The 6,039-nt window shown below is 33.1% G+C and carries 7 protein-coding genes; 3 read left to right on the top strand and 4 right to left on the bottom strand.

Annotated features, from left to right (window positions below; all coding sequences use genetic code 11):
* The first annotated feature begins 192 nt into the window (after positions 1-192).
* Genes JCM9140_RS21275 through JCM9140_RS21285 form a run of 3 tightly spaced genes read left to right on the top strand, consistent with a single transcriptional unit; the run spans position 193 to position 2,653 of the window.
* Positions 193-1,530 carry a spore germination protein gene (locus JCM9140_RS21275; RefSeq protein WP_268870605.1) on the top strand — a complete coding sequence of 446 codons (1,338 nt, stop codon included), beginning with the start codon at positions 193-195 and terminating at the stop codon, positions 1,528-1,530.
* 3 nt (positions 1,531-1,533) lie between these two features.
* On the top strand, positions 1,534-1,857 hold the full coding sequence (locus JCM9140_RS21280) for a Ger(x)C family spore germination protein (protein ID WP_034751462.1): 324 nt from the start codon (positions 1,534-1,536) through the stop codon (positions 1,855-1,857).
* A 19-nt stretch (positions 1,858-1,876) separates the two neighbouring features.
* The gene (locus tag JCM9140_RS21285; RefSeq protein ID WP_034751464.1) at positions 1,877-2,653 is read left to right on the top strand and encodes a Ger(x)C family spore germination C-terminal domain-containing protein; all 777 of its coding nucleotides are present in this window, start codon (positions 1,877-1,879) and stop codon (positions 2,651-2,653) included.
* 216 nt (positions 2,654-2,869) lie between these two features.
* On the opposite strand, the gene JCM9140_RS21290 is transcribed toward JCM9140_RS21285, so the two are convergent.
* The 4 genes from JCM9140_RS21290 to JCM9140_RS21300 all read right to left on the bottom strand — a co-directional run.
* The gene (locus tag JCM9140_RS21290) at positions 2,870-3,205 is read right to left on the bottom strand and encodes a DUF6262 family protein (protein WP_235715436.1); all 336 of its coding nucleotides are present in this window, start codon (positions 3,203-3,205) and stop codon (positions 2,870-2,872) included.
* 39 nt (positions 3,206-3,244) lie between these two features.
* On the bottom strand, positions 3,245-3,595 hold the full coding sequence (locus tag JCM9140_RS24765; RefSeq protein ID WP_235715437.1) for a hypothetical protein: 351 nt from the start codon (positions 3,593-3,595) through the stop codon (positions 3,245-3,247).
* 89 nt (positions 3,596-3,684) lie between these two features.
* Entirely contained in the window at positions 3,685-5,280 is a 1,596-nt protein-coding gene (locus tag JCM9140_RS21295; protein ID WP_235715438.1) for a tyrosine-type recombinase/integrase, read from the bottom strand.
* Positions 5,280-6,039 (bottom strand): phage lytic cycle repressor MrpR family protein (locus JCM9140_RS21300; RefSeq protein ID WP_034751467.1); only part of this gene is annotated, 760 nt, incomplete at its 5' end. The genes JCM9140_RS21295 and JCM9140_RS21300, both read right to left, overlap by 1 nt.

Raw genomic sequence — 6,039 nt, forward strand, 5'->3', positions numbered from 1 at the left:
TTTTAGCCTTATTTTTCAAATTTGCACGCTACTGATTTTTTTACTAATCATTCATTTAAAAGGAGATCAACATGAAGAAAGTTCAACCTAATAAAAAAGTCGTCAGCATAGAACAATTGAAAATTTGGTTTGAAGGTTCTTCTGATACCGTGATAAAAACGAGGGACTATCAAGATCATACTTTGGATTTTTTTGTATTGTCCTCAATTAGTAGATATGAAATTTATAAATGAGGTTATTTTTCCAACTATTAATGAAGTTATAGAAAAGAACGGTCACTTAAATTTTGAATTATTAAATAATGTTCTGGAGGCCAATAAGCTTAAAGATATACATACCGTTAAAACAGAGACAGAGGAAAAACTATTTTCAGGTGAATTAATCATATTTAATCATCATTTAAACGATCTTTACTTTCTACCCGTATCAAATCTTCCAAAACGAGGTCCTGAAGAATCTAACATGGAATCCTCAATTAGAGGGCCAAGGGATGGATTAGTAGAAAATATATCGGATAATATGGCATTAATTCGTCAGAGATTAAAAACATCATCATTAAAAAGCATTGATTATACAATTGGTGAAAGAAGCAGAACGAAAATCTTATTACTTTATATAAATGATATTATGAATCCTTCTATTCTTGAAGATGTCAAAAAGCGATTAGATTCCATAAAGGTAGATAGTGTCGCTAGCAGTTACGAAATTGAGGAATTCCTATATGACAAAACCTTTTCACTATTCCCTTTGATGGAGAATTCAGGCAGACCAGACTTTGCTGTTCAATCCTTAACACAAGGAAGATTTGTGATCATAGTAGATGGAAATCCGACTTGCCTAATAGGACCCGCAAATTTAAATCAACTATTATATTCACCAGAAGACGCTCATGATAGTTTTTTTTACGTTAGTATGGTCCGTGTTCTGCGGTTTTTGGCTATATCTACGACGATTTTCTTACCTGGTTTTTATATTTCGTTAATAACCTTTCAACTTGATCAAATTCCTTATTCACTTATCGCAACAATATCTGCCTCTAGAATTGGCTTGCCTATATCTGCGCCTATGGAAGTTTTTATTATGCTTGTTTTATTTGAATTATTTAAAGAAGCCGGGGTACGCCTACCTAAGGCTGTTGGACAAACTGTTGCTGTTTTAGGCGGATTATTTATTGGTGATGCTGCGATTCGTGCAGGGTTAACATCTCCATCCTGTTTGGTCATTGTTGCTGTTACAGTGATATCAGGTTATATCCTAAGTAATCAAACCCTGGCAGGCAATCTCGTGATTCTGCGATTTCTAGTTTTAGCCTTTTCAGGTCTATTTGGATTATATGGCTTCTTTATTTCTTTTTTTCTCATTCTAACAAACGTGGTTTCATTAGAAAGCTTTGGTCAGCCGTATATGTCGTATTTATCCAAACCCCATGGAGCAGATATCATTAAAAATATGTTGAAGTTGCCTTATCGATTTATGAAGAAGCGAAATCAAGCATACCAACCTATTGATAGCGATAGTCAAAAGGAGTAATATATGAAAAAGATTTTATTGATCATCATGATAAGCAGTCAGATTTTTTTCCTGACTGGGTGCTGGGGTGCAAAAGAAATACAAAGTCAAACTTATATTACAGCTTTAGGACTAGATTACGCTGAAGGAGAATTTATCGCCTATATTCAAGCCTTGAATTTTGCCAATATCGCGAAGCAAGAAGGCGCTTCTTCTCTACAGCAAGCCTCCCCCATCTTAATTGGAGAAGCTAAAGGAAAAACAATACAGGCCGCTTTAAGCAAATTAGAACAAAAGTCGGCATTACCTCTCTATTACGGGCATGTTGAATCCAATTCTTTTAAGTGAAAATCTTATAAAGGAGCAAATGAAGTCCGTCATCGAATTTATTGGACAAAATTCTTTACTTAGATACAATATATGGCTTTTTGGTACGGAACAGGATATTAAACAAATTTTAACAAGTGAGAGCTTTTTTAATTTCCCATCTTTATATACAATCATCCATAATCCCAAAACCCTAACTGAAAACAACTTTTTTATTCCCATTGAAAAGTATAATAAATTTATCTCGACCTATTCCCAGCCAGTTGGTACACAGATCATACCTTCATTAGAAATGAATAAAACTCATTACTCAGAGGATGAAGAAAAGAAAAATATTGCTGTTGTTACCGGAGGATTTGTCATTTCACAGAAACAATATAAAGGATGGGTAAATAAAAAAGACCTAGTTGGCTTAAAATGGTTTTCTAAAAAAGCTACTAATATCCCTCTCTCCCTCTTTGAAGAAAAAGTAAGTGTAATCATACAGAAACCTAAAAAAACAATTGAAGTAGTAAATGGTTATAAACCTTCCTATCACTTAATTGTAAAAGCCAATGCAGTATTGATTCAAAATGAGGAAGATATTAGTATAGATAAAATTAAAAAAGTATTAGAAAAGAAAATTAAAAGGGAAATATTAAAGACGATGGAGAAAAGTGAAGAAATAAATGCAGATTTGTTAAATATAAGTGAAAAAACATATCGATATCATCTGAAAAAGTGGGATGTAAGTGCAATTAATTCGATTGATAAAGAATCTATAGAACATATTGAAGTAAAGATACACATTGAACAAAATATAAACTATAAACATTAAAAGGACAATATTTGAAACATGGAAGATGCAATTGCTTTGCTCACTTAACAAAATTAATAGTCATACTTTTTATTTATTTCTAATACGACATTAATGGTCTTTATCCATTATTCGATCTTCAACAATCTGGCCAGATTGCGGAATACAACTTATCTTTTAAATGGCATTGTCATATTACACAAAAAAATCAATCAGGGAAGGGAAAATCGTAGGAACTTAAATTCCCTCATAAATCTTCCCAAATTGAATTTTCAATTGTTCTTTAATTTCTTTATTTTCATTTTCTAAATCCTTGACTCGCTTCCGTAAGGAAGCAATAATTACATCTTTTGATGCGTCACTCATATTCCTTTTAACTTGTTTTATTGAGGAGAGACCTTCTTGTTGTTTGCGAAGTGTTTCGATTCGATCTCGGAGCTCTGTATTTCTGTATAGAAATGCCTTTGAAACCCCTGATTCTGCAGATACAGAGTTAAAATTGATTTTTATTTGTTTTTTTATCATCTTTTTGATCGTTTCTTCAACTTTTTGAATGGTCTTTTCCGTTTTCAACTTCGCATGTTTTATAATCCTTCGGTATTTGGGCTTTCATTAGACATTTTGCATCACCTTTTCACGTTCATTTCCAACATACTCACGTCTAGTTTTATCCAAACCAAAGATACCACCAGTATGTAGTAAACCACTTGCTAATTCTTTATATCTCTTTAATTTGGGTTCGATTAACTCAATAGAACGTAACCTTCCGGATTTTTTGTATACTTCAATATCAGCTTCCATTTTAGATATTTGATCTTGATAATAGCCGAGAAAAGTCTTGTCAACGTGAAAACTTCTGCAGTTATTTTTAATACACGGTGGTTCCAATGTCTGTTCAAGAAAATCACAATGAAGTTTTGGGCTTTTTACACAAAACCCATGATCTAAACGAATGGAGTCCATGTTGTGCCGTATCCACTCCAGTTCAACTCCATTTTCTTCAGCCTGTTGAGCTAAATCAGCGACAATAACTTCTCCATGAGTATCTAGTCTTACTGCACCATTATCTCGAGCCTTTTCCCATTCATCACGTAGTGTTTTATCATGAATTTGGCATAGACTAATGTCATTTCAGGACTGGCATGTGCCATCAGTTTTTGAACATGAAGGATATTCATTCCGTTATTAATCAAATTAACACCGTAACGGTGTCGAAATGCATGATTTTTAAACCAATAAATTTCTCCATCCTTGTCCTTAATATTACATCTATTAGCTAGTTTATTAAGGTTCAGCTTAATGGAATCCTGTGATATGGGATTACCCATCCTTTTCCCTTTTAGTATTGGAAACAAATATTTCTTAGGGTTCGTGTCCGAAGTTGATCTCTTTTTTGTAAGTTCTTGCTGCGCTAAGACCACATTAGCAATTTCTTCTGAAATAGGAACTTTATGATTTTTATAACTTACTTTTCTTTGATCTCCGATAATCCACCAACCATCTTCTTGATTTACTAAGCAGTCAATTTTAAGTGATAAAACGTCACTTATTCGAAAACCTGTAGCTTCCATTAGAAGAATTATAGGTATATGATCTGAGGAAAGTTGGTTAATATGGTAAACTAACTGTTCCCATACTTCATCCGGAATATATTTAATTTCATCAGCTTTTGCTCTTTTCTTTTTAGGGATATCTTCAATTGACAATAGTGAAATTACTGACTTTGTCGGAGCTTCTTCCCATTCGAATTTCTGTATGTATGAGATAAACGTTTTAAGGTCTATTAAAAAACGATTTACATAATTGTGATCTGGATTAATTAAATATTTTCCCTTTTTAATAGTGGAATGTCGCAAGTATTCAATGTACTCCTCGATATCCATTCTGGATAGCTGGTTTAATTCTTTCCACTCAGGATGTTTATCCTTCAAAAAGGTGAAGAAAAACGAAAGTCTATTTAAATAACATACGGCTGTAGAAAAGCTAATGGATTGCTGAAAAACTAGGCGAGTCTTTATATATTTTTTAAATAATTGTCTATAAGGTTGCGGAACCTTCGAAAAGTCTAATGAATATCTACTGATTGTATTGTTATAATTAATCTTCAATTTTCGAACATCCCAACAATCCTTATCTGTTTCTTCACGTTCATCATAAAGGTGATAATAAAATTCATAAACTTGAAGAAATAGTCTAATATACAAGGATGGTTGAACTGTTGGTGATATCCATGGTGATGACTTTTTCCGGTGTATAATTTCAACTGATTTTCCATTCTCTACAAGAAATGTTCGATATTCTGTTAGAAACTTTTCTTTCGGTATATCAATAATAGAATCTAAATTAGCATAATATCGAGAGATGAATTCTGTAAAAACTTTAAGACATGGAGAATAATGCATAAAAGCATAGGTAATCGAAATCCTTGTCTCCTGTAACCCCTTATAAAAATAATATTTTAGTTCATTTTTTAATCCAAGATTTTGTACCTTATCAAAAATCAATTTTCTATTCCAATCATAGTGTTTATCCAAGAAGGGACATTCTTGTACATTCCACACATCATTTGCCCAATATCCAAGTAATGGTTCATTTATCTGTTCCAGATGGTGGGGAAGGGGTTTAATTTCCAATGCACTCTGTATCATTATTTATCTCTTCTTCCCATTTTTTTATTTGATTGAGCTTGTTCCCAGCTTCCACGTATGGTTTCATCGGATGCATGGATATAAGTCTGTATGGTTGTTTGAACGTGTGCATGCCCTAATAACCTCTGTATGATGGCAATATCTACTCCTGCTTCATGTAACTCTGTAGCATATGTATGCCGAAGCATATGAGGGGTAAAATCTATTCCTGTTTTTTTCTTCATCCGTTTAATTAAAGAACGTACAGAACCATCAGTCATTGGCTTACCACGATTTGGTCCAGTTAAGGTGATAAAAACATAATTGCTATCAATTTCGTAAGAATGAAAGTCTATTAGATAATCTTGAAAGAGATTCATAGTCTCAATAGATACATAAATTTTTCGTTTTTCCCCATCGGATGTTTTGGATTTCCTCACCGTAATAGCATTTTTACCTATATCAAAATCCTCTACCCACAGAGAAAGGGCCTCTCCAATACGTAATCCCCCTTCATATAATATACGGAATAATAATTCATCCCGTATATTGCTGCAAGCATCATGGATCACTTGGATTTGATTTTTACTCAAAGTTTTGATTAAACGCTTTGGTTCCTTAATCTTTAAAATGTTTTTATCGTATGAATTCCCTTTTGTAATGTGGTGGAGGAAAGGTTTAAAAGTCTTAAAACGCCCTGGGGCTTGTTTTTTTAACTGATCATTTACATTTCCTCCGTAATCCTCATTACGAGTCAAATAGTCATAGAACCCCATGACT

The sequence above is a fragment of the Halalkalibacter wakoensis JCM 9140 genome (genome assembly GCF_000513095.1).
In the GTDB taxonomy this organism is placed as follows: Bacteria; Bacillota; Bacilli; order Bacillales; family Bacillaceae_D; genus Halalkalibacter; species Halalkalibacter wakoensis.